Origin of the sequence: Mycolicibacterium iranicum (genome assembly GCF_014190915.1) — a bacterium.
Taxonomy (GTDB): domain Bacteria; phylum Actinomycetota; class Actinomycetes; order Mycobacteriales; family Mycobacteriaceae; genus Mycobacterium; species Mycobacterium iranicum_B.
Window position 1 is genome coordinate 1 of the sequence record NZ_JACHVU010000015.1, and the last position, 24,889, is coordinate 24,889.

Sequence of the window (24,889 nt, forward strand, 5' to 3'; positions counted from 1 at the left end):
CGCACTGGCAGCCCTCGTACTCAACTATCCAGACCGACTAGAGCCCTACATCTACTAATCAACCGCTGCTCATACACAGAAATCTTGACAAGCTCGGCTTCGCAGTGTCGCCGAGCGCCGCAACGATGCCCTGGCAGCCCTGCTGGCCGGGATCACCACCTTGGCCTGTCACTGCGACACCCCCGACTGCCACGCCACCACCAACCCCCGCCCCCTGCGCGACATCACGATCTACACCCTCACCGACCACACCACCACAGGCATTGCCGCGGCTGTGGGAGACGCTGGTGTGGGAGCCGGTGCCGAGCTTGTTGAGACTGCCGTAGGAGAGCCCGCAGCCCCCAACCCAATCGGCGACACGGCCACCCCTGCCGGCTCGACCGCGGGGGAGACCGCCGCCGCTGCTGAGCCCGGCAGCTCCGCCGCAGCCGCATTACCGCCCGCCGATGCCAACCCCGACCGGTCGGCATCGGACCAGGGGGCGACGCCGCAGAGTCGGCCGGGCTACATCTTCGGCGCCGGGTTCATGCCCGGCCCACTACTGACCGACATGCTCCACGGCGCCCGCACCACCGTGCGTGAACTCCTCCACCCCGGCCACGCCGGACCCGAACCCCGCTACACCCCCTCGCGCGCACTGGCCGACTTCATCCGCTGCCGCGACCTGACCTGCCGCTTCCCCGGCTGCGACACCCCCGCCACCCACGCCGACATCGACCACACCATCCCCTACCCGATCGGCCCCACCCACGCCTCCAACCTCAAAATCCTCTGCCGGTTCCACCACCTACTCAAAACCTTCTGGACCGGACCCACCGGCTGGCGCGACCGCCAACACCCCGACGGCACCATCGAATGGACCTCCCCCACCGGCCACACCTACACCACCCACCCCGGCAGCCGACTGCTCTTCCCCACCCTCTGCCTACCCACCGCCACCCTCTGGACCAGCGACCCACCAACGGCGCCCACCACCCCACAGCGCGGCGCCATGATGCCCCGACGCCGACACACCCGCGCCCACAACCGCACCCGCTACATCACCACCCAACGCCGACACACCGCCAACCAACGCGCAGAGAGCATGTCGCCCGGCGAGCAATCCCCATCCGGCTACGGCAATGACCTACCGCCGTTCTGACAGCGTGGGCCGGCGGGCCGACCCCGTAAGCTGCCCGGGTGGCCGAGCCTCCGATGTCACCGCAGCTGAGCCTGACGACGCAGGTTTTGCGTTTCGTCGTCACGGGCGGGCTGTCCGCGATCGTCGACTTCGGTCTGTATGTCGCTCTGCTGGCAGCGGGCCTACACGTCAACATCAGCAAGACGCTCAGCTTCATCGCCGGCACCACGACCGCGTACCTGATCAACCGGCGCTGGACCTTCCAGGCCCCGCCCAGCAGGGCCAGGTTCATCGCGGTCTGCGCGCTCTACGCGGTCACGTACGCCGTCCAGGTCGGCATCAACTACCTCTTCTACATGCAGTTCGAGAACCAGCCCTGGCGCGTACCCGTTGCGTTCGTGATCGCGCAGGGCACCGCGACCGTCATCAACTTCATCGTGCAGCGCGCGGTCATCTTCCGGCTGCGGTGACCGGCGACCCGCGCGCGGTACCCTCTGTGACGATGTTGAGCACCGAGTTTTCGACCACCGCCAAGCGGCTGACAGGCTGGGGCCGCACCGCCCCATCCGTCGCGCAGGTGCTGTCGACGCCGGATCCCGAGGTGATCGCCAAGGCCGTCGCCCGCGTCGCCGACGCCCCCGGCGGGTCCGGTAGAGGCGTCATCGCACGAGGTCAGGGCCGCTCCTACGGTGACAACGCCCAAAACGGCGGCGGTCTCGTCATCGACATGAACGCGCTCAACCGCATTCATTCGATCCAGGCGGACACCGCACTCGTCGACGTCGACGGCGGCGTGAACCTCGACCAGTTGATGCGCGCCGCGCTCCCCCTGGGCCTCTGGGTTCCGGTCCTGCCCGGCACCCGCCAGGTCACCATCGGCGGCGCCATCGCCTGCGACATCCACGGCAAGAACCACCACAGCGCCGGCAGCTTCGGCAACCACGTGCACTCGATGGACCTCCTGCTGGCCAGCGGTGAGGTCCGCACGCTCACCCCGTCCGGCGGCTCCGCGGAGGACACGGCCCTGTTCTGGGCCACCGTGGGCGGCAACGGGCTGACCGGCATCATCCTGCGCGCGACCATCCGGATGACGCCCACCGAGACCGCGTACTTCATCGCCGACGGCGACGTCACCCAGACCCTCGACGAGACCATCGCCTTCCACAGCGACGGCACCGAGGACAACTACACGTACTCCAGCGCCTGGTTCGACGCGATCAGCGCACCTCCGAAGCTGGGCCGCGCCGCCATCTCCCGCGGCTCACTGGCCACGCTGGACCAGCTGCCCAAGAAACTGCAGAAGAACCCGCTGAAATTCGATGCGCCGCAGCTGCTGACGTTCCCGGATGTGTTCCCCAACGGGCTGGCCAACAAGTACACCTTCGGCCCGATCGGCGAACTCTGGTACCGCAAGTCGGGCACCTACCGCGGCAAGGTCCAGAACCTGACGCAGTTCTACCACCCACTCGACATGTTCGGTGAGTGGAACCGGGCCTACGGCTCAGCGGGATTCGGCCAATACCAGTTCGTCGTGCCGACCACCGCCGTCGACGAATTCAAAGCCATCATCGTCGACATCCAGCGCTCCGGCTACTACTCCTTCCTGAACGTCTTCAAGCTGTTCGGCCCGGGAAACGAAGCGCCGCTGAGCTTTCCGATTCCCGGCTGGAACGTCTGCGTCGACTTCCCGATCACCCCGGGCCTCAACGAATTCCTCAACGGGCTCGACAAACGAGTCCTGGAGTTCGGCGGACGTCTCTACACCGCCAAGGACTCCCGCACCACCGCCGAAACCTTCCACGCCATGTATCCGCGGATCGACGAATGGATCGCCGCGCGCCGCAAAGTCGACCCCGACGGCGTGTTCGTCTCGGACATGGCCCGACGCTTGGAGCTTCTCTAGATGGTTTTCGATGCCACCGGCAACCCCCAGACGATCCTGCTCCTCGGCGGTACGTCCGAGATCGGGCTCGCGATCTGCCAGCGCTACCTGCGCAATGCGCAAGCCCGCGTCATCCTCGCCGATCTGCCCGGGCACCCCCGCAAGGAAACAGCCATCGAGCAGATGCGGGCCGCAGGCGCGAAGTCCGTCGACTGGGTCGACTTCGACGCCCTCGACACCGACAACCATCCGGCCGTCATCGACGCCGCGTTCGCCGGCGGGGACGTCGACGTGGCCATCGTCGCCTTCGGCCTCCTCGGTGACGCCGAAGAACTCTGGCAGAACCAGCGCAAGGCCGTGCAGATCGCCGGAATCAACTACACCGCAGCCGTTTCCGTCGGCGTCCTGCTCGGTGAGAAGATGCGCACACAGGGCTCCGGGCGCATCATCGCGATGAGCTCGGCCGCCGGTGAACGCGTACGCCGGTCGAACTTCGTCTACGGCTCCACCAAGGCCGGGCTCGACGGTTTCTACCTCGGCCTCGGAGAAGCGTTGCGCGAGTTCGGTGTTCGCGTACTGGTCATCAGGCCCGGCCAGGTGCGCACCACCACGACGATCGAGCACTGGAAGGCCACCGGAGCCAAAGAGGCACCGTTCACCGTCGACAAGGAAGACGTCGCCGAACTCGCCGTCACCGCCTCGAACAAGGGCAAGGACCTGATCTGGGCGCCGGGCCCCTTCCGGTTCGTGATGATGGTGCTGCGCCATATCCCGCGGCCCGTCTTCCGCAAGCTGCCCATCTGACGGTGGGTACACGCGTCCTGGCCACGGCGAGCCAGATGGTGGTCGCCGCGGTGATCGCGGCTGCGATCGCCGTCGTGTCCCTGGCCGCCATCGCCCGGGTCGAATGGCCGGCCTACAACTCGTCGAACCAGCTGCACGCCCTAACCACCGTCGGACAGGTGGTCTGCCTGCTCGGCCTGCTCGCCGGGGGATGGATCTACCGTCGTGGCCGCGCCCATCTGGCCTGGCTGACGTCCACGGTCTTCCTGGCCGCGTTCTCCGTCGTCACCCTCGCGATGCCGTTGGGCGCCACCAAGCTCTACCTCTTCGGCATCTCCGTCGACCAGCAGTTCCGCACCGAGTACATGACGCGGTTCGCCGACCAGCCCGGCCTGCACGACATGACCTACATCGGGCTGCCGCCGTTCTACCCGCCGGGCTGGTTCTGGATCGGCGGCCGCCTGGCCGCGCTGACCGGGACCCCCGCCTGGGAGATGTTCAAACCCTGGTCGGTCATCTCCATCACGATCGCGATCGTGCTCGCACTCGTGTTGTGGGCGGCCATGATTCGCTTCGAGTACGCCCTGGTGGTGTCGACGGCCACCGCTGCGGCCGCGCTGGCCTACTCCCCCGCCGAGCCGTACGCGGCCATCGTGGCGGTGCTGCTGCCGCCGGTGTTCGTCCTCGCCTGGTCGGGTCTGCGCGGCCGCACCCGCGGCGGGGGCTGGGCCGCCGTCATCGGCGTCGGCATCTTTCTCGGCATCACCGGCCTCTTCTACACACTGCTGCTGGCCTACGCGGCCTTCACGCTGACCGTCATGGGCGTGCTGGTCGCAATCGCCCGCCGACACTGGGATCCGCTACTGCGCCTCGTCGTCATCGGCCTGATCTCCGGTGCGCTCATGCTCATCGGCTGGGCGCCGTACCTGCTGGCTGCCGTGCGCGGCACCCCCGCCGAATCCGGCACGGCTCAGCACTATCTCCCGAAGGACGGCGCCGAGCTGGCCTTCCCGATGCTGCAGTTCACACTGCTCGGTGCGCTCTGCCTTCTCGGCACGGTGTGGCTCGTGGTCCGCGCGCGCAGTTCCAGGAGGGCGGGCGATGAGCGCCTGCGCGAAGAGAGTCCGGCGCCGGCACTGGCCATCGGCGTGCTGACCGTCTACGCCTGGTCGCTGCTGTCCATGCTGACGACCCTCCTCGGGACGACGCTGCTGTCCTTCCGGCTGCAACCCACCCTGACGATCCTGCTCGCCGCCGCGGGCGCGTTCGGCTTCCTCGAAGCCACGCGCGCCGTCGCCGCGCGCGTCCAGGCGCCCAACACCCGCCGTGTCGTCGCGGTCGCCACGGCCGTCGGCGCGCTGGGGGCCGTCACCTTCGCCCAGGACATCCCCGACGTACTGCGTCCCGACATCGTCGTGGCCTACACCGACACCGACGGCTACGGCGAACGCGCCGACCGCCGCCCGCCCGGCGCCGAGCAGTACTACCGGGAGGTCGACGCCCGCATCCAGGAGGTGACGGGCCGGCCCCGCAACGAGACCGTCGTCCTGACCGCCGACTACAGCTTCCTGTCCTACTACCCGTACTACGGGTTCCAGGGTCTGACCTCGCACTACGCGAACCCGCTCGCCCAGTTCGACCAGCGCGCCGGCGCGATCGAAGGGTGGACGATGCTGACCAGCGCAGACGAGTTCGTCGAGGCGCTCGACGCGATGCCGTGGGAGCCGCCGTCGGTGTTCCTGATGCGTCGCGGCGCCGGCGACACCTACACCCTGCGCCTGGCCGAGGACGTCTACCCGAACCAGCCGAACGTGCGCCGCTACCACGTGGCCCTCGACGACGCGCTGTTCGACGATCCGCGGTTCGACGTGTCCACTGTCGGGCCGTTTGTCCTGGCCATCCGCAAGCCATCTACCATCTAGCCCCGTGGTCCAGCCGGGGAGAGGTGCTAATCACCGCACCGCGCGCCTGATCGCGATCGTTGCCGGGCTTCTCGGCACCCTGCTGGCGGTCGCCACGCCGCTGCTGCCGGTCAACCAGACCACCGCAGAGCTCAACTGGCCGCAGAACGGCGTGCTGCAGAGCGTCAACGCACCGCTGATCGGCTACGTGGCCACCGACCTCGAGATCACCGTGCCCTGCAGTGCCGCCGCGGGGCTCGACCGGCCCGGCCGCACCGTGCTGCTGTCGACGGTCCCCAAGCAGGCGCCCAAGGCCATCGACCGCGGCCTGCTGATCGAGCGGGTCAACAACGACCTGCTCGTCATCGTCCGCAACACCCCGGTGGTCAGCGCGCCCCTGGATCAGGTCCTCAGCCCGCAGTGCGAGCAGCTGCGCTTCACCGCGCACGCCGACAAGGTGACCGGCGAATTCGTGGGGCTCACCGACGAATCCTCCCGCCGTGACCAGACCGACCCCGACGCCGCGGCCGAACCGCTGCGCGGCGAGCGCGGCGGATACGACTTCCGCCCGCAGATCGTCGGCGTCTTCACCGACCTGTCGGGACCCGCGCCGCCGGGCCTGGAGTTCTCCGCGACCATCGACACCCGCTACAGCACGTCGCCCACGCTTCTCAAGCTGCTCGCGATGATCCTGGGTGTCGCGATGACGATCGTGTCCCTGGGCGCGCTGCACGTTCTCGACCGCGCCGACGGGCGACGCCACAAGCGCTTCCTGCCGCCGCGCTGGTGGTCCCTGTCGCCTCTGGACGGCCTCGTCGCCGTCGTGCTGATCTGGTGGCACTTCGTCGGGGCGAACACCGCCGACGACGGCTACATCCTGACCATGGCACGGGTGTCCGAGCGGGCCGGCTACATGGCGAACTACTACCGCTGGTTCGGCACCCCCGAGGCGCCGTTCGGGTGGTACTACGACCTGCTCGCACTGTGGGCGCACGTCAGCACCGCCAGCGCGTGGATGCGGCTGCCGACCCTGCTCATGGCGCTGGCCTGCTGGTGGGTCATCAGCCGCGAGGTCATCCCCCGCCTCGGGACGTCGGTCAAGCACAGCCGCGCCGCCGCCTGGACGGCCGCAGGCCTGTTCCTGGCGTTCTGGCTGCCGCTGAACAACGGCCTGCGCCCCGAACCGATCATCGCGCTCGGCATCCTGCTCACCTGGTGCTCCGTGGAGCGCGGCGTCGCGACCAGCCGGCTGCTGCCGGTCGCCATCGCGCTGATCATCGGCGCGCTCACCCTGTTCTCCGGCCCCACCGGCATCGCCGCCGTCGGCGCGCTGCTCGTCGCCGTCGGCCCGCTGAGAACGATTGTGGCCGCCCATACGTCGCGGTTCGGCTACCTCGCGCTGCTGGCACCGATCGCCGCGGCCGGCACCGTCACGATCTTCCTGATCTTCCGCGACCAGACGCTGGCCTCCGAGTTGCAGGCCAGCAGCTTCAAGTCGGCTGTCGGCCCGAGCCTGGCCTGGTTCGACGAACACATCCGGTACTCCCGCCTCTTCACGACCAGCCCCGACGGTTCGGTGGCCCGCCGGTTCGCCGTGCTGACGGTGCTGCTCGCACTGGCCGTGGCCGTGGCGATGACACTGCGCAAGGGCCGGATTCCCGGCACCGCGACGGGCCCCAGCCTGCGCATCATCGGCATCACCGTCATCTCGTTCCTGGCGATGATGTTCACGCCCACCAAGTGGACCCACCATTTCGGTGTGTTCGCCGGCCTGGCCGGGTCGCTCGGCGCACTGGCCGCTGTCGCGATCGGCGCGGCCGCGATGCGTTCGCCACGCAACCGATCGGTGTTCACCGCCGCGGTGCTGTTCGTGACGGCGCTGTCCTTCGCGACGGTCAACGGCTGGTGGTACGTCTCCAACTTCGGTGTCCCGTGGGCGAATTCGTTCCCCGAGTGGAAGTTCGGCTTCACCACGGTTTTGCTCGGGCTGTCGCTGCTCGCCCTGCTGGCCGCCGCGTGGTTCCACTTCTCCGGACGCGACAAGCCGACACCGGCGGGACCGTCGCCGGTGTGGAAGCGAATCGCGCAGTCGCCGCTGGCGATCGCCACCTGGGCGCTCGTCATGTTCGAGGTGGTGTCACTCACCGCGGCGGTGGCGGGCCAGTACCCGGCGTGGACGGTCGGCCGGTCGAACCTGCAGGCACTCACGGGCAAGACCTGCGGCATGGCCGAGGACGTCCTCGTCGAGCAGGACGTCAACGACGGCCTGCTGCTGCCCGCGGGAGGCATCCCGGTCGGCGAGGCACTCGGCGACGCCGCCGCAGAAGGGTTCAGCCCCAACGGTATTCCGTCCGACGTGTCCGCAGACCCGGTGATGGAGCAGCCCGGGTCGGACAACTTCGCCGACAACGAGAGCGGTGTCGTCACCGGCAGCGAGGCGGGCACCGAGGGCGGCACCACCACCGCGGCCGGCGTGAACGGCTCGCGGGCCCGGTTGCCCTACGGCCTCGACCCGGCCCGCACCCCCGTGCTGGGCAGCTGGCGCTCCGGCACCCAGAGCCCGGCGTTCCTCCGGTCGGCCTGGTACCAGCTGCCCGAAGGCTGGAGCGAACAAGACCGCTCCGACTCGCTGCTCGTGGTCGCCGCCGCGGGCCGCTTCGATCCCGGCGAGGTCGTCGTCCAGTGGGCCGGATCCGACGGCCAGCCCGCCGGCAGCCTCGGCTTCGGTGACGTCGGCGCCGCCCCCGCGTGGCGCAACCTGCGGGCGCCGCTGTCGGCGATCCCGGCCGACGCCACCCGCATCCGACTGGTCGCCACCGACGACGATCTGAGCCCTGAGCACTGGATCGCGATCACCCCGCCCCGGATCCCGGCGCTGCGCACCCTGCAGGACGTCGTCGGCTCCACCGATCCGGTGCTACTGGACTGGCTGGTCGGCCTGGCGTTCCCGTGCCAGCGCCCCTACGGCCACCAGAACGGCGTCACCGAGGTCCCGCGGTGGCGGATCCTGCCCGATCGGTTCGGTGCCGAGGCCAACTCGCCCGTCATGGACTACCTCGGCGGCGGCCCGCTCGGCATCACCGAGCTGCTACTGCGCGCGACGACGGTGCCGACGTACCTGAAGTACGACTGGTTCCGCGACTGGGGTGCGCTGCAGCAGCTGACGCCGTTCTATCCGAACGCCGAACCGGCGCGCCTCGATCTGGGCGAGGCCGAACGCAGCGGCCTGTGGAGTCCGGCGCCACTTCGGTTGAGTTAACGGCTTGGTCGCGGCGCGGCACGCCGGAGTTCCGGCCATAGGAACGTCGCCTACCATCGAGCCTCGTGTCTGCACCGTCCGCCCGCCTCGTCGCCGTGATCGCGGGGCTGGCCGGGCTCGTACTGTGCGGGCTGGCTCCGCTGCTCCCGGTCAAGCAGACGACCGCCACCATCGTGTGGCCCCAGTCCGCCGGTGCCGACGGATTCGTCAGCGACATCACCGCCCCGCTGGTCTCCGGTGCGCCGCGCGCCCTCGACGTCACGATCCCGTGCCGCGCGATCGGCGCCCTGCGCGGTGACGACGGGGTGGTGCTGTCCACCAACCCCGCCGGCGGCATCGACGCGGGGCGCAACGGGCTGTTCGTGCGCGCCAACGCCGACGTCGTCTACGTCGCGTTCCGCGACACCGTCGCCGCGGTCGCGCCCCGGGAGGCCGTCGACTCCGGTGCCTGCACCGAGCTGCGTATCTGGGCCAATGTGGGCGCGGTCGGCGCCGATTTCGTCGGTATCCCCGGCGCCACCGGCACACTCCCCCCCGACAAGCGTCCGCAGGTATCCGGGGTGTTCACCGACCTGCAGGTCGGACCCGATGCCGGCCTGAGCGCCCGCATCGACGTCGACACCCGGTTCATCACCACGCCGTCGGCGCTGAAGCTGGCCGTGATGGTGCTCGGCGTCGTCTGCGTGCTCGCCTCGATCGTGGCGCTGGCGGTGCTCGACCGCACGGCGGGCCGGCGCATCCCCCGTGAGCTGCGCAGGCGTCGCCGCGGCGGGCTGTGGACGTGGCTGACCGACGCCGCCGTGATCGGCGCTCTGCTGATCTGGCACATCGTGGGCGCGCAGTCGTCCGACGACGGGTACAACACCACCATCGCGCGGGTGTCCGACGAGGCCGGTTACCTCACGAACTACTACCGCTACTTCGGCGCGTCCGAGGCGCCGTTCGACTGGTACCAGGACGTGCTCGCCCACCTCGCGTCGATCAGCACGGCCAGCGTGTGGCTGCGGCTGCCCGCCACCGCCGCCGCGATCGCCACCTGGCTGATCCTCAGCCGCTGCGTGCTGCCCCGGCTCGGCAGGCGCCTGGCGCACAACCGGGTCACCGTCCTGACCGCGGGCGCGGTGTTCCTGGCCGCATGGCTGCCCTTCAACAACGGGCTGCGGCCGGAACCGCTCATCGCCTTCGGCGTCGTCGCAGTGTGGATGCTGACGGAGAAGTCGCTGGCGACGCGGCGTCTGTCGCCGTATGCGATCGCGATCGTCGTCGCGGTGTTCTGCGTGACGCTCGCCCCGCAGGGTCTGGTCGCCGTCGCGCCGCTGCTGGTCGGCGCCCGCGGCATCACCCACATCGTCTCGGTGCGCCGTGCGGCCGACGGGCTGCTCTCGGCGCTGGCCCCGTTCGCGGCGGCCGCGTCGCTGCTGTTCGTGGTGGTGTTCCGTGACCAGACGCTGGCGACGGTCGCCGAGTCGGTGCGCATCAAGTACGTCGTCGGGCCGACGGTTCCCTGGTACCAGGAGTTCCTGCGCTACTACTACCTGACCGTCGAGGAGAGCGTCGACGGCTCGCTGACCCGCCGCTTCTCCGTGCTGGTGCTGCTGCTCTGCCTGTTCGGCGTCATCGCGGTGCTGCTGCGCCGCGGCAGCGTGCCGGGCGCGGTGAACGGACCGGTCTGGCGGCTCGTCGGCACCACCGGCATCGGGCTGCTGCTGCTCACCCTGACCCCGACGAAGTGGGCCGTGCAGTTCGGCGCGTTCGCGGGACTGGCCGGAGCGCTGGGCGCGGTCACCGCATTCGCCTTCGCACGGGTCGGGTTGCACAGCCGACGCAACCTCGCCCTGTACGTGACGGCGCTGCTGTTCGTCCTCGCGTGGGCGACGTCCGGCATCAACGGCTGGTTCTACAACGCCAACTACGGGGTGCCGTGGTTCGACAAGCAGCCGGTGATCGTCGGGTACCCGGTCACCACGATCTTCCTCGTGCTGGCGATCGCGGGCGGGCTGCTCGCGGGCTGGCTGCACTTCCGCATGGACTACGCCGGGCACACCCAGGTGGCCGACACCGGCCGCAACCGGGCGCTCGCGTCCACACCGCTGCTGGTCGTCGCCGTCATCATGGTGGTGCTGGAGCTCGGCTCGATGCTCAAGGCCACCGCCGGCCGCTACCCCGTCTACACGATCGGCGCGGCCAACATCTCGGCGCTGCGCTCGGGCCTGTCCGGGTCGAGCTGCGCCATGGCCGACGACGTGCTGGTCGAGGCCGACACCAACGCGGGCATGCTGCAGCCCGTTCCGGGACAGCGCTTCGGCGAGTACGGCCCGCTCGGCGGTGAGGACCCCGTGGGCTTCACGCCCAACGGCGTCAACGACACCCTGGAGCCCGCCGAACCGGTGGCCGCCAACCCGGGCACCGTGAACTCCGACGGCCCCGTCGACAAGCCGAACATCGGCGTGGGCTACGCCGCGGGCACGGGCGGCGGCTACGGGCCCGAGGGTGTGAACGGGTCGCGGGTCTTCCTGCCCTTCGGCCTCGACCCGGACACCACGCCGGTGATGGGCAGCTGGGACGAGAACACGCTCGCGGCCAAGGCGACCTCGTCCTGGTACCAGCTGCCCCCGCGCACCCCCGAGCGGCCGCTCGTCAGCGTCGCCGCGGCCGGGGCGATCTGGTACTACAACGAGGACGGCTCGTTCAACTACGGCCAGTCGCTCAAGCTGCAGTGGGGTGTGCACCGGCCCGACGGCTCGTACCAGCCGCTCAACGAGGTCGACCCGATCGACATCTTCCAGCAGCAGGCGTGGCGCAACCTGCGGTTCCCGCTGAGCACCGCGCCGCCGGAGGCCAACGTCGCGCGCATCGTCGCCGACGACCCGAACCTGTCGGAGGACCAGTGGTTCGCGTTCACGCCGCCGCGCGTGCCGACACTGCAGACCGCCGGCGAGTTCCTCGGCTCGCAGACCCCGGTGCTGATGGACATCGCGACCGCGGCGAACTTCCCGTGCCAGCGCCCGTTCTCCGAACACCTCGGGATCGCCGAGCTGCCGCAGTACCGGATCATGCCGAACTTCAAGCAGATCGTGGTGTCGTCGAACCAGTGGCAGGCGGCCGAGGACGGCGGTCCGTTCCTGTTCATCCAGTCGCTGCTGCGCACCGAGTCGATTCCGACCTACCTGCGCGACGACTGGTACCGCGACTGGGGTTCGCTGGAGCGCTACCTGCGCGTGGTGCCGGCGGACGAGGCGCCCGACGCGGTGATCGAGGAAGGGTCGAGGCGAGTGTTCGGCTGGAGTCGCGGCGGACCGATCAGGGCACTGCCGTGAACGGCACAACGGCAGATGCCATGAACCGGGATGTGAGGATCGCGCGGCTCGTCGCGACGGTCGCGGGCCTGCTCGGGTTCGTGATGGCGGTCGCGATCCCGCTGCTGCCGGTCACCCAGACCACCGCCACGTTGAACTGGCCGCAGAACGGTCAGTTCGGCAATGTCACCGCACCGCTGATCTCACAGGCCCCGGTGAGCCTGACCGCCTCGGTGCCGTGCGAGGTGGTCCGCGACATGCCCGCCGACGGCGGCCTGGTGCTCGGGACCGCCCCGGCCGAGGGCCGCGATGCCGCGCTGAACGCGATGCTGGTCAACGTCACCGACGACCGGGTCGACGTGATCGTGCGCAATGTCGTGGTGGCCAGCGTCGAGCGGGACCGGATGGCGGGCTGTTCGCGCATCGACATCACCTCATCGCTGGACGGCACCTACGCCGAGTTCGTGGGCCTGACCCAGGAGTCCGGCGACGACGCGGGTTCGCCGCAGCGCACCGGCTACCCCGACCCGAATCTGCGGCCCGCCGTCGTCGGCGTCTTCACCGACCTGACCGGTCCCGCGCCGCCGGGCCTAGAGTTCTCGGCCGACATCGACACCCGCTTCACCACGCACCCGACGGCGCTGAAACTGGCGGCGATCGTGCTCTCGATCGTCTGCACCGTGCTGGCGTTGCTCGCCCTGTGGCGCCTGGACCGGCTCGACGGCCGGCGGATGCACCGACTGATCCCGACCCGGTGGCGCCGGCTGACCGTCGTCGACGCGGCCGTGCTCGGCGGGTTCGCGATCTGGTACGTGATCGGCGCGAACTCCTCCGACGACGGCTACATCCTGCAGATGGCGCGCGTCGCCGACCAGGCCGGCTACATGTCGAACTACTTCCGCTGGTTCGGCAGCCCCGAGGATCCGTTCGGCTGGTACTACAACCTGCTCGCGCTGATGACCCACGTCAGTACGGCCAGCATCTGGATGCGGCTGCCCGACCTCATCTGCGCGGTGGTCTGCTGGATGTTGCTCTCGCGCGAGGTGGTGCCGCGCCTCGGCCCGGCGGTGTCGGGCAGTCGCGCCGCCCTGTGGGCCGCCGGTCTGGTGCTGCTGGGCGCCTGGATGCCGTTCAACAACGGCCTGCGCCCCGAGGGCCAGATCGCCACCGGCGCACTGATCACCTACGTGCTGATCGAGCGCGCGATCACCTCCGGCCGGCTCACGCCGGCCGCGCTGGCGATCACCTCCGCGGCGTTCACCCTCGGCATCCAGCCGACCGGCCTGATCGCCGTGGCCGCCCTGCTGGCCGGCGGCCGGCCGATCCTGCGCATCGTGATGCGGCGCCGCCAGGCCGTGGGTCTGTGGCCGCTCCTCGCGCCACTGCTCGCCGCAGGCACCGTGATCCTGGCGGTGGTGTTCGCCGACCAGACCTTGGCCACGGTGCTGGAAGCCACCAAGATCCGCACGGCGATCGGCCCCAGCCAGGAGTGGTGGACGGAGAACCTGCGCTACTACTACCTGATCCTGCCGACGACCGACGGGGCCATCGCACGCCGGGTGGCGTTCCTGTTCACCGCGCTGTGCCTGTTCTCGTCGCTGTTCATCATGTTGCGGCGCAAGCGCGTTCCCGGGGTCGCCCGCGGGCCCGCGTGGCGGCTGATGGGCGTCATCTTCGCGACCATCTTCTTCCTGATGTTCACCCCCACCAAGTGGATCCACCACTTCGGCCTGTTCGCCGCGGTGGGCGGCGCGATGGCCGCGCTGGCGACCGTGCTGGTGTCGCCGGTGGTGCTGCGGTCGGCGCGCAACCGGATGGCCTTCCTTGCCGGGGTGCTGTTCATCCTCGCGCTGTGCTTCGCCTCCACCAACGGCTGGTGGTACGTCTCGAACTTCGGTGCGCCGTACAACAATTCGGTGCCCCAGCTCGGCGGGGTCACCGCGAGCGCGGTGTTCTTCGCGCTGTTCGGCGTGGCCGCGCTGTGGGCGTTCTGGCTGCACCTGCGCGCCAGGCAGCAGTCCCGCGTGGTCGACGTGCTCACCGCGGCGCCGATCCCGGTGGCCGCCGGTTTCATGGTCGTGTTCATGGTCGCCTCGATGGCGATCGGCGTGGTGCGCCAGTACCCGACCTACTCCAACGGCTGGGCCAACATCCGCGCCTTCACCGGGGGCTGCGGCATGGCCGACGACGTTCTGGTGGAGCCGGATTCGAACGCCGGGTTCCTGCAGCCGATGCCCGGCGGCCCCGGTGCGCCCGCCTGGGGACCGCTGGGCCCGCTCGGCGGCACCGACCCGACCGGCTTCTCGCCCAACGGGGTTCCCGACCGCATCATCGCCGAGGCCATCCGGCTCAACAACCCGCAGCCCGGTACCGACTACGACTGGAACCGGCCGATCAAGCTGTCCCGTCCGGGGATCAACGGCTCGACGGTGACGCTGCCCTACGGCCTCGACCCGGCCCGCGTCCCGGTCGCCGGCACGTATTCGACCGGGCCGCAACAGGAGAGCACGCTCGCCTCGGCCTGGTACGCGCTGCCGCCGGCAGACGACGCACACCCGCTCGTGGTGATCACCGCCGCCGGCACCATCACCGGCACGAGTGTGGCGAACAACCTCACCACGGGGCAGACGGTCGACCTCGAATACGCCACCCGCGGACCCGACGGCGCCCCGGTGCCCGCGGGCCGGGTCAGCCCCTACGACATCGGCCCGACCCCGTCGTGGCGGAACCTGCGCTACCCGCGTGCGCAGATGCCGGCCGACGCGGTCGCGGTGCGGGTGGTCGCCGAAGATCTCTCACTGGGGCAGGGGGACTGGGTCGCCGTGACGCCGCCGCGGGTCCCCGAGGTCCGCTCCGTGCAGGAGTACATCGGCTCGCAGGAGCCGGTGCTGATGGACTGGGCGGTGGGCCTGGCCTTCCCGTGTCAGCAGCCGATGCTGCACGCCAACGGCGTCACCGATGTCCCCAAGTTCCGCATCTCCCCCGACTACTTCGCGAAGTTGCAGAGCACCGACACCTGGCAGGACGGCATCAACGGCGGGCTGCTCGGCATCACCGATCTGCTGCTGCGGGCCTCGGTGATGTCGACCTACCTGTCCGACGACTGGGGTCAGGACTGGGGATCGCTGCGCCGCTTCGACACCCTCGTCGACGCCCGGCCCGCCGACATCGAGCTGGGGTCCGCGACGCACTCCGGGCTGTGGTCACCGGGGCCGATGCGCTACCAGCCCTGACGAACCGACGCCCCGTCTACCCGGCGGGGTTGTCGTTCGCGCCGGGATCGGTGTTCTCCTGCAGGATGTCGTCGTGGCAGTCGACCTGGCTCTGCCCCGTCTGCTCCATGCAGACCAGCACCGGGGCGTCGGCGCCCGCCGTGCTCGCCGGGTCCGGTGTCGTGCTGGGGCGCGGGATCTCGCCCGGATACAGCGACCACAGCGGCTGGCCGGACGACGTGAGCCGGGCGCAATAGGCGGGTTCGCCCTTCTCCGTGACACCGGCCGCGCCCAGCGTGGCGCAGTCGGCGCCGACGACGACCACCGGCAGCGTGATTCCCGCGGTGGTGGGCGGCGCGGCCGTGCGCGTTGTCTCGGAACGTAATTCGTCACGTTCGAACAGCGCCAGCAGGACGACCGCGGCGACCGCGACCACCGAGAGCACCAGCGCGGCGGCCACCAGGATCCGGCCTCGTGACCGCGCCGGGCGCCCGGGCGTGGCCGCCGGCTTCGCGTGCCGCGGTCCCGCGGCGGCGCCGGCATACTGGGTCGCGTCCGGATCGTGGGTCGCCGCGCTGCGGTTGGCCAAAGCGCGCGCGAAGTCCACACACCGGTCGAAACGCTCCGCCGGCGATTTCGCCAGCGCCTTCTCGAAGACGTCACCGAGGCCGGACAACTCGGGGCGGTGCACCGCGATCGACGGCGGCTGGGCCGTCAGGTGCTGGCTGATCACGATCGCGGGATTGGAGTGCTGGAACGGGGGCGTGCCCGTCAGCAGCTGGAATGCCGTGGCCGCCAGCGCATACTGGTCGGCCCGACCGTCGATCCCCTGGTCGGCCATTAGCTGTTCGGGCGCCGAGTAGGCCACGGTGCCGACCGTCATGTCCGTACCGGTCAGCGCGCTCACCTCACCGACCCTGCGCGCAATCCCGAAGTCCGCGAGCATGATCCGCTCGTTCTCGGTCTCGGGGTCGGCGATCAGGATGTTGGCGGGCTTGACGTCGCGGTGCAGCAGGCCGCGCTGGTGGGCGTAGTCCAGTGCCTCCCCGACAGCGGTGACGAGCCGGATCACCAGCGCCGGCGGCATACCGTCGGGATAGCGTTCGGCGAGCAGACGCGCGGCGTCGGTGCCCTCCACGTGATCCATCGAGATCCACAGGCGGCCTTCGTGTTCGCCGCGGTCGTGAACCTCGACGATGTGCGGATGCCACAGAGTGGCCGCCATGTCGGCCTCGCGGTTGAACCGCTCCCGGTATTCGCTGTCGGTCGAGACCGACGCCGACAGCACCTTCAGCGCGTCGTAGCGGGGCAACCTCGGGTGCCGGGCGAGATAGACCTCGCCCATACCTCCCGACCCCAGCAGCCGCGCGACGGTGTAGCCCGCGATGACCTCGCCCTCGCGCAGCGGCATGTCAGGAGGGTGCGCCGAGGTACGGGAATTCGGGGAGCAGATCGGTGGCCGTGTTCAGGCCCGCGAGCCCCTTCTGGCCGTTGGTGAGGAACCGCGAACGGTAGTCGGCGACATCGTCGGTGAGGGTGCGGCCGTTGGGGTACTTCGCCGGCTTGGACGGGTTGTAGGTCAACACATCCGGGAGCGTGCCCTCGGTCTCGATCGCGGCGACCGCCTCGTCCCGGGTGTAACCGCCTGTCTCGGACATCAACTCGATGAGATGGCCCATCCAGTGCGCCCGGTCCCGGTTGGGCTCCCCGGAGTTGAACTCGGCGAGCACGTCGTCATCGCTGAAGAAGCCGCTCACCCACGGGTGGGCGACACGGTCGGCGTGCACCCACTCGCCGTCCTTGACCAGGCTGCAGCGCGCCCAGATCCGCACATCGGGTGCCGCGCCGAGGTAGCTCGTGGGCAGCTCCACCGCCATCGCGATGATCTTCGACCCCGGGAACGCGGCGTCGCTGCGGGCGCCGGCGAAGAAGGAGAACGATCCCGATCGCGACCGCCACAGGTGCGGCTCGTCGTCGAACGACACGTCCATCCCGCCGAAGATCTCCGACCCGGCCGCGGCGTTGACCCGGGCCTCGGACTGCAGCGCCAGGCGGACGTCGACCTTCTGCCTGCCGTTCACCGGCTCGGTGAAGACGAAGTTGAACGCGATGTCGTTGCGCAGGTCGCCGTCGTTGTCGATGCTGATCCGGTACACCGCGTCCGGATGCATGGCGTCCGCGTTCGGGTTGGCCGTCAGGATCAACGCCGTCCGGGCGGGGTCGACCGGTGACGGGAACACGTACAGATCGCACAGATCCAGACGGGGATCACCCAGCGGAGCTCCCCGCCTCAGCCCGGTGAAATCAATCGACACGGCAAATACTCCTCGCGCAGGCACTCGTCGGTGGCTCCATCCAACCGTAGAGCGGGCGACCGAGTGCACCCGGCCTAGATCGGCGTCAGGCCGTGCTTGCGCTGAACGCGGTTGATCTGCTTGTCCCGCAGGATGTGCATGCACCGGCGCAGCAGCAACCGGGTCTCGTGCGGCTCGATCACGCCGTCGATGAAGCCGCGCTCGGCGGCGATCCACGGCGTGGCCAGGCTGGTGTTGTAGCCCTCGATGAAGTCCGCCCGGATCTTCTGCACCTCGGGCGCGGTCGGATCGGGGAACCGCTTCACCAGCAGCTGCGCTGCGCCCTCGGCGCCGATCACCGCGATGCGCGCTGTCGGCCAGGCGAAGTTGAAGTCGGCGGTCAGCTGCTTGGAGCCCATCACCGCGTACGCGCCGCCGTAGGACTTGCGGATGGTGATCGTCACCTTCGGCACGTCGGCCTCCACGACCGCGTTGAGGAAGCGGCCGCCGCGCTTGATGATGCCGCCCTTCTCCTGCTGCACACCGGGCATGAAGCCGGGGGTGTCGACGACAAACACGATCGGGGTGTTGAACGAGTCGCAGAACCGTACGAAGCGGGCCGCCTTGTCGGAGGCCTCGTTGTCGATCGCGCCCGACATGTACATCGGCTGGTTGGCGATGATGCCGACGGGGCGGCCGTCGACGCGGGCGAACGCGGTGATGATCGCGGGGCCGGACTGCTCGCCGACCTGGAACACGTCGCCGTCGTCGAAGATCCGCAGCAGGATCTCCATCATGTCGTAGGCCTGGTTGTCGGCGTCGGGCACGATGGCGTCGAGCTCCAGGTCGTGGGGGGTGACCTCCGGCTCCAGACCCGGGTTGACGATCGGCGGGTCGTCGAAGGTGTTGCCGGGCAGGAAGCTCAGATAGTCGCGGACGTACTGGAACGCGGCGGCCTCGGAGTCCACGACCTGGTGGATGTTGCCGTACCGGGCCTGGGCGTCGGCCCCGCCAAGTTCGTCGAGCGACACGTCCTCGCCGGTGACGTCCTTGATGACGTCGGGTCCGGTGACGAACATGTAGCCCTGGTCGCGGACCGCGACCACGAGGTCGGTCTGGATGGGCGAGTACACGGCGCCGCCGGCGCACTTGCCGAAGATCAGCGAGATCTCGGGCACCAGGCCGCGCAGCAGTTCGTGGCGGCGGCCCAGCTCGGCGTACCAGGCCAGCGACGTCGCGGTGTCCTGGATGCGGGCGCCCGCCGAGTCGTTGATGCCGATGATCGGGCAGCCGACCATCGCGACCCACTCCATCAGCCGGGCGACCTTGCGGCCGAACATCTCGCCGACCGAACCCTGGAACACCGTCTGGTCGTGGCTGAACACGCCGACTGGGCGGCCGTTGATCGTGCCGTGCCCGGTCACCACGCCGTCGCCGTAGAGCGCGTCGGGGTCACCGGGCGTCTTGGCCAGCGCGCCGATCTCCAGGAAGCTGCCCGGGTCGAGCAGCGCGTGGATACGGGCGCGGGCGCTCGGGATGCCCTTCTTCTCGCGCTTGGCGACCGCTTTCTCGCCGCCGGGCTCCTTGGCCAGCTCCAGCTTCTCGCGGAGCTCGGCAAGGAGTTGCGCAGTCGTGCGTGGCGGGTGGGGGGCGGGAGATGTCTCGGTCACTTGCTCTCGCTCTCAGCCTCGATGGCGGTGATCGCCTCGCTCATGTGGGCACCGACCTTTGCAATGTACGGCTCGTCGATGGCCTGGATGTGTTCGCCCCCGATGGGCACGACCTCCAGCTCGGAGACGAATTCGCCCCACCCGCCGTCAGGCCGGCGGACGCCGTAGCGCGGCTCGAAGTAGATGGCGTCGTCGTGGTAGCGGTCGGCCATGTACAGGGTCACGCGTCCGTCGTAGTTCTTGATCTCGGCGGTGTCGATGGCCCGCTGATCCAGATACGACGTGCGCTGGTGCTCGATGATCCCGCCCGGGATCTGCACGCCGCTCTGACTGACGACGTCCAGGACGAACCGCACCTGGCCCTCGTCGTCGAGCTTCTCCAGCTCCTCGTAGGGGATCTCGGGCACCTCGACGTTGAACGTGCGCTCGGCGAAGCGGGCGTAGCGGTCCCAGCGGGCGCGGGTCTCCTCCTGCGTCTGCGGGATCTCCTCCCCCGGCCGCACCGCGTCGATGAGGCCGACGAAGCGCACGTCGGCACCCGCCTGCTTGAGCCCGATGGCGCACGCATAGGCCAGCACCCCGCCCAGCGACCAGCCGGCCAGGATGAACGGTTTGCCCCGCTTCTGCCCACCGTTCTCCCAGCCGTTGAGCTCCAGCAGCTTCGGCACGTATTCGGCGGCCCGCTCCTCGATGGAGCCCTCGACCCGCTCGATGCCGTACATCGGGGTGTCGGCAGGAAGGCGCTTGAGCAGCGGTTCGTAGACGACCGTGGACCCGCCGGCGGCGTGGAACACAAACACCGGGATTCGGGTGGAGCCTTCCTGCGGGGCCCGGATGATCCGCACGAAGCCGTCGATCTTGCCGCCCTCGAGGTACTCGCGGACAGTCGTCGCGAGCTCCTCGATGGTCGTGGCGGTGCGGACGTCGTCGGCGGTGATCGTGCCCTCGTCGACGCGTTCGGTGAGTCGCTCGGCCATCTTGGCCGCGGTCGCCTCGTCCACCTTCGGCAGCTCGTTGAAGATGCCGCCGGGCGACTTGCCCGTCACGATGGCCCACGTCGCGAACGTGACCCGCTCGGCGGCGTCGCGCGGCGGGACGTCGGCACCGAGCGCCTCAGTGACGGCCTCCTGGCTGAGCACTTTGGCTGCGGCGGCGACGGTCGATTGGGAAGGACCGGCCTGGGACGGACCGGACGGACCCGAAGGATCGGTCGGCGGCGGCGGCGGCGGCGGGGTGGCCGGGGACGGGCCCGACGGGTCGCTCGGCGGCGGCGGGAGCTGCGTCAGATCGGTCTGCGCCTCGACGGCGTCGGTGGCGACCTGCGTCGGATCAGCGGCGATCGGATGCCCCGCCTCGGCAAGCTTGGCCTCCAGCTCGGCGACCGTGCTGGCCCCGCCCATCAGCTCGGCCTGCTCGGCGGCGATCTGCTCGGCCGTCTTGCCCTTCTGGGTCTCGGCGAGCTGGCCCACCTCGTCGCGGTGCTCGACCGCGTAGGCGATGAGCTTCTCGACGGCGTAGAGGTTCGCGTCGCGCACCGCGGTGAGCTGGATCGGCGGCAGGTCGAAGTCGTACTCGACGCGGTTCTTGATGCGCACCGCCATCAGCGAATCCAGGCCGAGCTCGATCAGCGGCACCTCCCACGGCAGATCCTCGGGCTCGTAGCCCATCGCCGCGCCGACGATGGTGCCGAGCCGCTGCCCGATCGTCTCGCCCGACTCCGGCGACCACTTGGCGAAGTTCGCGCCGAGATTGGCTCCTGCGGTGAGGTTGTCGGCTTCGAACTCCGGCGCCTGCGTCTGCTCCTCCACGGCGGTTGCGGCCACCGTCTCGGTGACGGTGCCGGTGCCGACGGCCGTGGGCAGTGCGGTCTGCTGACCGCCGCGCGTGACGATCGCGTCGTAGACGAGAGTGAACGACTCCTCGATGCGGGCGTGCACCTGCACGCTCGCCCCGCCGGGATGGCGGGTCAGGGTCGTGACCAGGCGCGAACCGTCCGCCGGCACCGCGCGCTGCTCGGAGGCGGTCAGCGTGGCGTCCGGAAGGATCGCGGCCGCAGCGGCTTTCACCAGCCCGGCCAGGTCCGCCTGGCCCTTACCGCTGTACTCCCAGACGTGCCTGCCGTCGGGCATCGCGACGTGGTTACCCGGCATCACGGCCGAGCTGTCGCCGGTGAAGTTGGCCTCCAGCCAGTGCGGCTTGCGCTTGAACCGGGTGGGCGGGATGTCGGCGTAGTCGGTGTCCGGGTTCTCCGCCTTGGGGAACAGGGTGCGGAAATCCAGATCGTGGCCGTGGACGTAGAGGTGCGCCATCGCCGAGGTCATCGAGTCGACCTCGTCCTGCTTGCGCGCCAGCGTCGGAATCAGTTGCGCGTCATGCAGACCCGCATCCGCGGTGGTCAGGCCGACCTGCATCAGCGCCACGGGATTCGGGGCCAGCTCCAGGAACGTGGTGTGGCCGTTCTCGACGGCGTTGCGGATGCCGTGCGTGAAGTACACGCTGTGGCGCAGGCCCTTCTTCCAGTAGTCCACGTCGTGGATGGGGTCCGAACCCGCACGGATCAGGCTGCCCTCGTGCACCGTCGAGTAGTACGGAACCTGGACCGGCTGCGCCTCGATGCCCTGCAGTTCGGCCGCGAGCTCGCCGAGCAGCGGATCCATCTGCGAGGTGTGGCTCGCACCCTTGGTCTGGAACTTGCGGGCGAACTTCCCCTCCGCCTCGGCACGGGCGATGATCGCATCCACCTGGTCCGGGGGGCCGCCGATGACCGTCTGGGTCGGCGCGGCGTAGACGCACACCTCAAGGTTCTTGAAGTCCGAAAAGACCGTCTCGATCTCCTCGGCCGAGTACTCGACCAGCGCCATCAGACGGATGTACTCGCCGAACAGCATCGCCTCGCCCTCGCCCATCAGGTGCGAACGCGAGCAGATGGTGCGGGTGGCGTCCTCCAGCGACAGGCCGCCGGCGAAGTAGGCGGCGGCCGCCTCGCCGAGCGACTGCCCCACCAGCGCACCGGGTTTCGCACCGTGGGCCTTGAGGAGCTCGCCGAGCGCGACCTGGATCGCGAAGATGACGAGCTGCACCTTCTCGATCGGGAGCTCGGTGGTCTCGTCGGTATAGTCGATCGCGTCGTCGAGGATCAGCTCGAGGATCGAGTGACCGCGCTCGTCCTGGACGAGGCTGTCGACCCTGTTGATCCAGTCGGCGAAGATCTCGTCGCGCAGGTACAGGCTCTTGGCCATCTTGCGGTGCTGGGCGCCGAATCCGGCCAGCACCCAGACCGGCCCGTTGGTCACCGGCCCGTCGGAGCTGAGCACGATCGGGTTCGGTTTGCCCTCGGCGAGCGAGCGCAGACCCTTCACAGCCTCGTCGTGGTCGTGGGCCAGCACCACCGCGCGCGACCGGCCGTGGTTGCGGCGAGACAGCGAACGGCCGATGGCCTCCAGCGACGTCGCGCGGCCCTCGGGGCTGTCGACCCAGTCGGCCAACTCGGCGGCGGTGGCCCGCTTGCGGGAGGTCAGGAATCCCGAGACCGCCAGCGGCACAACCGGAACCGAGGGGTTCTCGGCCTCGGCCGCCGCCATCTCTTCGCGGGCGACCTCGAGCAGGCGCAGCGCCTCGTCGGTCAGGCCGGGCAGTTCCGGCTCGTCGTCGAGCGCCACCGGCGGCGCATCCAGCGCGTCGTCCTCGTCATCGTCATCGTCACCGTCGAGGAACTCGCCGTACTCGTCCATCCGCACGCCGCCCACATAGACGGCCTTCGCGTCGTCGTTGGCCGGGGTCACCACGGCCACATCGGGTTCCGGCTCGGGCTCGACGAGATCGGTGGGCAGCACCTCGCGCAGCACCAGGTGGGCGTTCGCGCCGCCGAAGCCGAAGCCGGACACCCCGGCGATGGCGTGCCCGCTGTAGCGCGGCCACTCCGAGAGCGTGTCGGCGACCTTCAGGTGTTCCTTGTCGAAGTCGATGTAGGGGTTGGGCCCCGTGTAGTTGATCGACGGCGGGATCTTGCCGTGGTGCAGCGACAGCGCCATCTTGGCGAGGCTGGCCGCACCGGCGGCCGACTCCAGGTGTCCCACATTGGATTTCACCGCACCGAGCAATGCGGGCTTGTCGGCCGCGCGGCCGCGGCCGATGACCCGGCCCAACGCGTCGGCCTCGATCGGATCGCCGAGGATGGTGCCCGTGCCGTGCGCCTCCACGTAGTCGACGCTGCGCGGGTTGATGCCGGCGTCCTTATAGGCCTTGCGCAGCACCGCTTCCTGCGCATCGGGGTTCGGGGCGAGCATGCCGTTGGAGCGGCCGTCGTGGTTGACCGCACCGCCGGCGATCACCGCGAGGATCTGGTCGCCGTCGCGGCGGGCGTCGGCGAGACGCTTGAGCACGATCATGCCGCCGCCCTCGGAGCGGGCGTAGCCGTCGGCATCCTTGGAGAAGGACTTGATCCGGCCGTCCGGTGCGAGCACGCCGCCGACCTCGTCGAAGCCGACGGTCACCAGCGGGGTGACGATCGCGTTGACACCGCCGGCGATCACCACGTCGGCGTCGCCGGCGCGCAGCGTCTTGACGCCCTCGTGCACCGCGACCAGTGATGACGAGCACGCGGTGTCGATGGCCATCGAGGGTCCGCGGAAGTCGTAGAAGTACGAGACGCGGTTGGCGATGACCGCACTGGAGTTGCCGGTGATCGCGTACGGGTGCGCGACCGACGGGTCGGCCACCGACATGAACATGTAGTCGTTGGTGGAGCTGCCGATGAAGACGCCCACACTTTCGCCGCGCAGGCTCGACGCCGGAATCCTGGCGTGCTCCAACGCTTCCCACGTGAGTTCCAGGGCCATACGCTGCTGCGGGTCGATGTTGTCGGCTTCCATCTTCGACAGCGCGAAGAACTCCGCGTCGAAGCCCTTGATGTCGCTGAGGTACCCGCCGCGGGTGCGCGCCTTGGCGACCCGCTCGGCCACCCTGGGCTCGCTGAGGAACTCAGACCAGCGGCCCTCGGGCAGGTCGGTGATCGCGTCCCGGCCTTCCAGCAGCGCCTCCCACATCTCGCTCGGGGTGTTCATGTCGCCCGGGAAGCGGGTTCCCACACCGACGATCGCGATGTTGGTGAGGCCCTCGTCGACGTCGCGCGACCAGTCCTCGGCGTCGAGCGCGGCGGTGTCCTCTTCCGGTTCGCCCTCGATGATCACGGTCGCCAGCGACTCGATCGTCGGGTGCCGGAACGCAACCGTGGCGGTCAGCGTGACCCCGGTCAGGTCCTCGATGTCGCTGGCCATCGCCACCGCGTCCCGCGAGGACAGGCCGAGCTCGACCAGCGGCGCGGTCTCGTTGACCGAGTCCGGCGACTGGCCGGTCGCATTGCCGACCCAGTTGCGCAGCCACTCGCGCATCTCCGCGACGGTCAGGTCGGGGCCGCCCTTTGGCGCCGCCGGTGACACCGAATCTTCTTGTGGGTCAGTCATGGTCACACAA

General features: G+C 69.7%; 12 protein-coding genes. 8 read left to right on the top strand and 4 right to left on the bottom strand.

The window, feature by feature from the left end; genetic code table 11:
- The first annotated feature begins 160 nt into the window (after positions 1-160).
- The 8 genes from FHR72_RS26680 to FHR72_RS23485 all read left to right on the top strand — a co-directional run bounded on the left by FHR72_RS26680 (position 161) and on the right by FHR72_RS23485 (position 15,474).
- Complete coding sequence (locus FHR72_RS26680) at positions 161-1,141, top strand: HNH endonuclease signature motif containing protein (protein WP_396888506.1); 981 nt, start codon at positions 161-163, stop codon at positions 1,139-1,141.
- A 53-nt stretch (positions 1,142-1,194) separates the two neighbouring features.
- Positions 1,195-1,590, top strand: coding sequence for a GtrA family protein (locus FHR72_RS23455; protein WP_183473161.1), 396 nt, complete (start codon positions 1,195-1,197; stop codon positions 1,588-1,590).
- 32 nt (positions 1,591-1,622) lie between these two features.
- A complete protein-coding gene (locus tag FHR72_RS23460) occupies positions 1,623-3,023 on the top strand; it encodes a decaprenylphosphoryl-beta-D-ribose oxidase (RefSeq protein WP_183472960.1) in 1,401 nt (466 codons plus the stop codon).
- Positions 3,024-3,806 (top strand): decaprenylphospho-beta-D-erythro-pentofuranosid-2-ulose 2-reductase, encoded by a 783-nt coding sequence (locus FHR72_RS23465; RefSeq protein ID WP_183472962.1) that lies wholly within the window; start codon positions 3,024-3,026, stop codon positions 3,804-3,806.
- A 35-nt stretch (positions 3,807-3,841) separates the two neighbouring features.
- Complete coding sequence (locus FHR72_RS23470) at positions 3,842-5,707, top strand: galactan 5-O-arabinofuranosyltransferase (protein ID WP_183473164.1); 1,866 nt, start codon at positions 3,842-3,844, stop codon at positions 5,705-5,707.
- A 4-nt stretch (positions 5,708-5,711) separates the two neighbouring features.
- Positions 5,712-8,945, top strand: coding sequence for an arabinosyltransferase domain-containing protein (locus tag FHR72_RS23475; protein WP_183472964.1), 3,234 nt, complete (start codon positions 5,712-5,714; stop codon positions 8,943-8,945).
- 65 nt (positions 8,946-9,010) lie between these two features.
- Positions 9,011-12,262, top strand: coding sequence for an arabinosyltransferase domain-containing protein (locus FHR72_RS23480; RefSeq protein ID WP_183472966.1), 3,252 nt, complete (start codon positions 9,011-9,013; stop codon positions 12,260-12,262).
- 20 nt (positions 12,263-12,282) lie between these two features.
- Positions 12,283-15,474, top strand: a complete 3,192-nt coding sequence (locus FHR72_RS23485; RefSeq protein ID WP_183472968.1) for an arabinosyltransferase domain-containing protein — start codon at positions 12,283-12,285, stop codon at positions 15,472-15,474.
- A gap of 16 nt (positions 15,475-15,490) precedes the next feature.
- On the opposite strand, the gene FHR72_RS23490 is transcribed toward FHR72_RS23485, so the two are convergent.
- From FHR72_RS23490 to pks13, 4 genes are all read right to left on the bottom strand, one after another.
- Positions 15,491-16,864: a serine/threonine-protein kinase gene (locus tag FHR72_RS23490; protein ID WP_183472970.1), complete on the bottom strand. Its 1,374-nt coding sequence runs from the start codon at positions 16,862-16,864 to the stop codon at positions 15,491-15,493.
- A gap of 1 nt (position 16,865) precedes the next feature.
- A complete protein-coding gene (locus FHR72_RS23495) occupies positions 16,866-17,768 on the bottom strand; it encodes a DUF4331 family protein (protein WP_183472972.1) in 903 nt (300 codons plus the stop codon).
- Positions 17,769-17,842: 74 nt separating this feature from the next.
- A complete protein-coding gene (locus FHR72_RS23500) occupies positions 17,843-19,417 on the bottom strand; it encodes an acyl-CoA carboxylase subunit beta (protein WP_183472973.1) in 1,575 nt (524 codons plus the stop codon).
- Positions 19,414-24,879 (bottom strand): polyketide synthase Pks13, encoded by a 5,466-nt coding sequence (gene pks13 / locus FHR72_RS23505; protein ID WP_183472976.1) that lies wholly within the window; start codon positions 24,877-24,879, stop codon positions 19,414-19,416. The genes FHR72_RS23500 and pks13 overlap by 4 nt, the downstream gene beginning before the upstream one ends.
- Positions 24,880-24,889: the final 10 nt, after the last annotated feature.

Excerpts from the sequence above, each read along its gene's own strand:
- FHR72_RS23490 (WP_183472970.1), bottom strand. The coding sequence starts at position 16,864 with ATGCCGCTGCGCGAGGGCGAGGTCATCGCGGGCTACACCGTCGCGCGG.
- FHR72_RS23455 (WP_183473161.1), top strand. The coding sequence starts at position 1,195 with ATGTCACCGCAGCTGAGCCTGACGACGCAGGTTTTGCGTTTCGTCGTC.
- pks13 (WP_183472976.1), bottom strand. The coding sequence starts at position 24,879 with ATGACTGACCCACAAGAAGATTCGGTGTCACCGGCGGCGCCAAAGGGC.
- FHR72_RS23460 (WP_183472960.1), top strand. The coding sequence starts at position 1,623 with ATGTTGAGCACCGAGTTTTCGACCACCGCCAAGCGGCTGACAGGCTGG.
- FHR72_RS23470 (WP_183473164.1), top strand. The coding sequence starts at position 3,842 with ATGGTGGTCGCCGCGGTGATCGCGGCTGCGATCGCCGTCGTGTCCCTG.
- FHR72_RS23485 (WP_183472968.1), top strand. The coding sequence starts at position 12,283 with ATGAACCGGGATGTGAGGATCGCGCGGCTCGTCGCGACGGTCGCGGGC.
- FHR72_RS23465 (WP_183472962.1), top strand. The coding sequence starts at position 3,024 with ATGGTTTTCGATGCCACCGGCAACCCCCAGACGATCCTGCTCCTCGGC.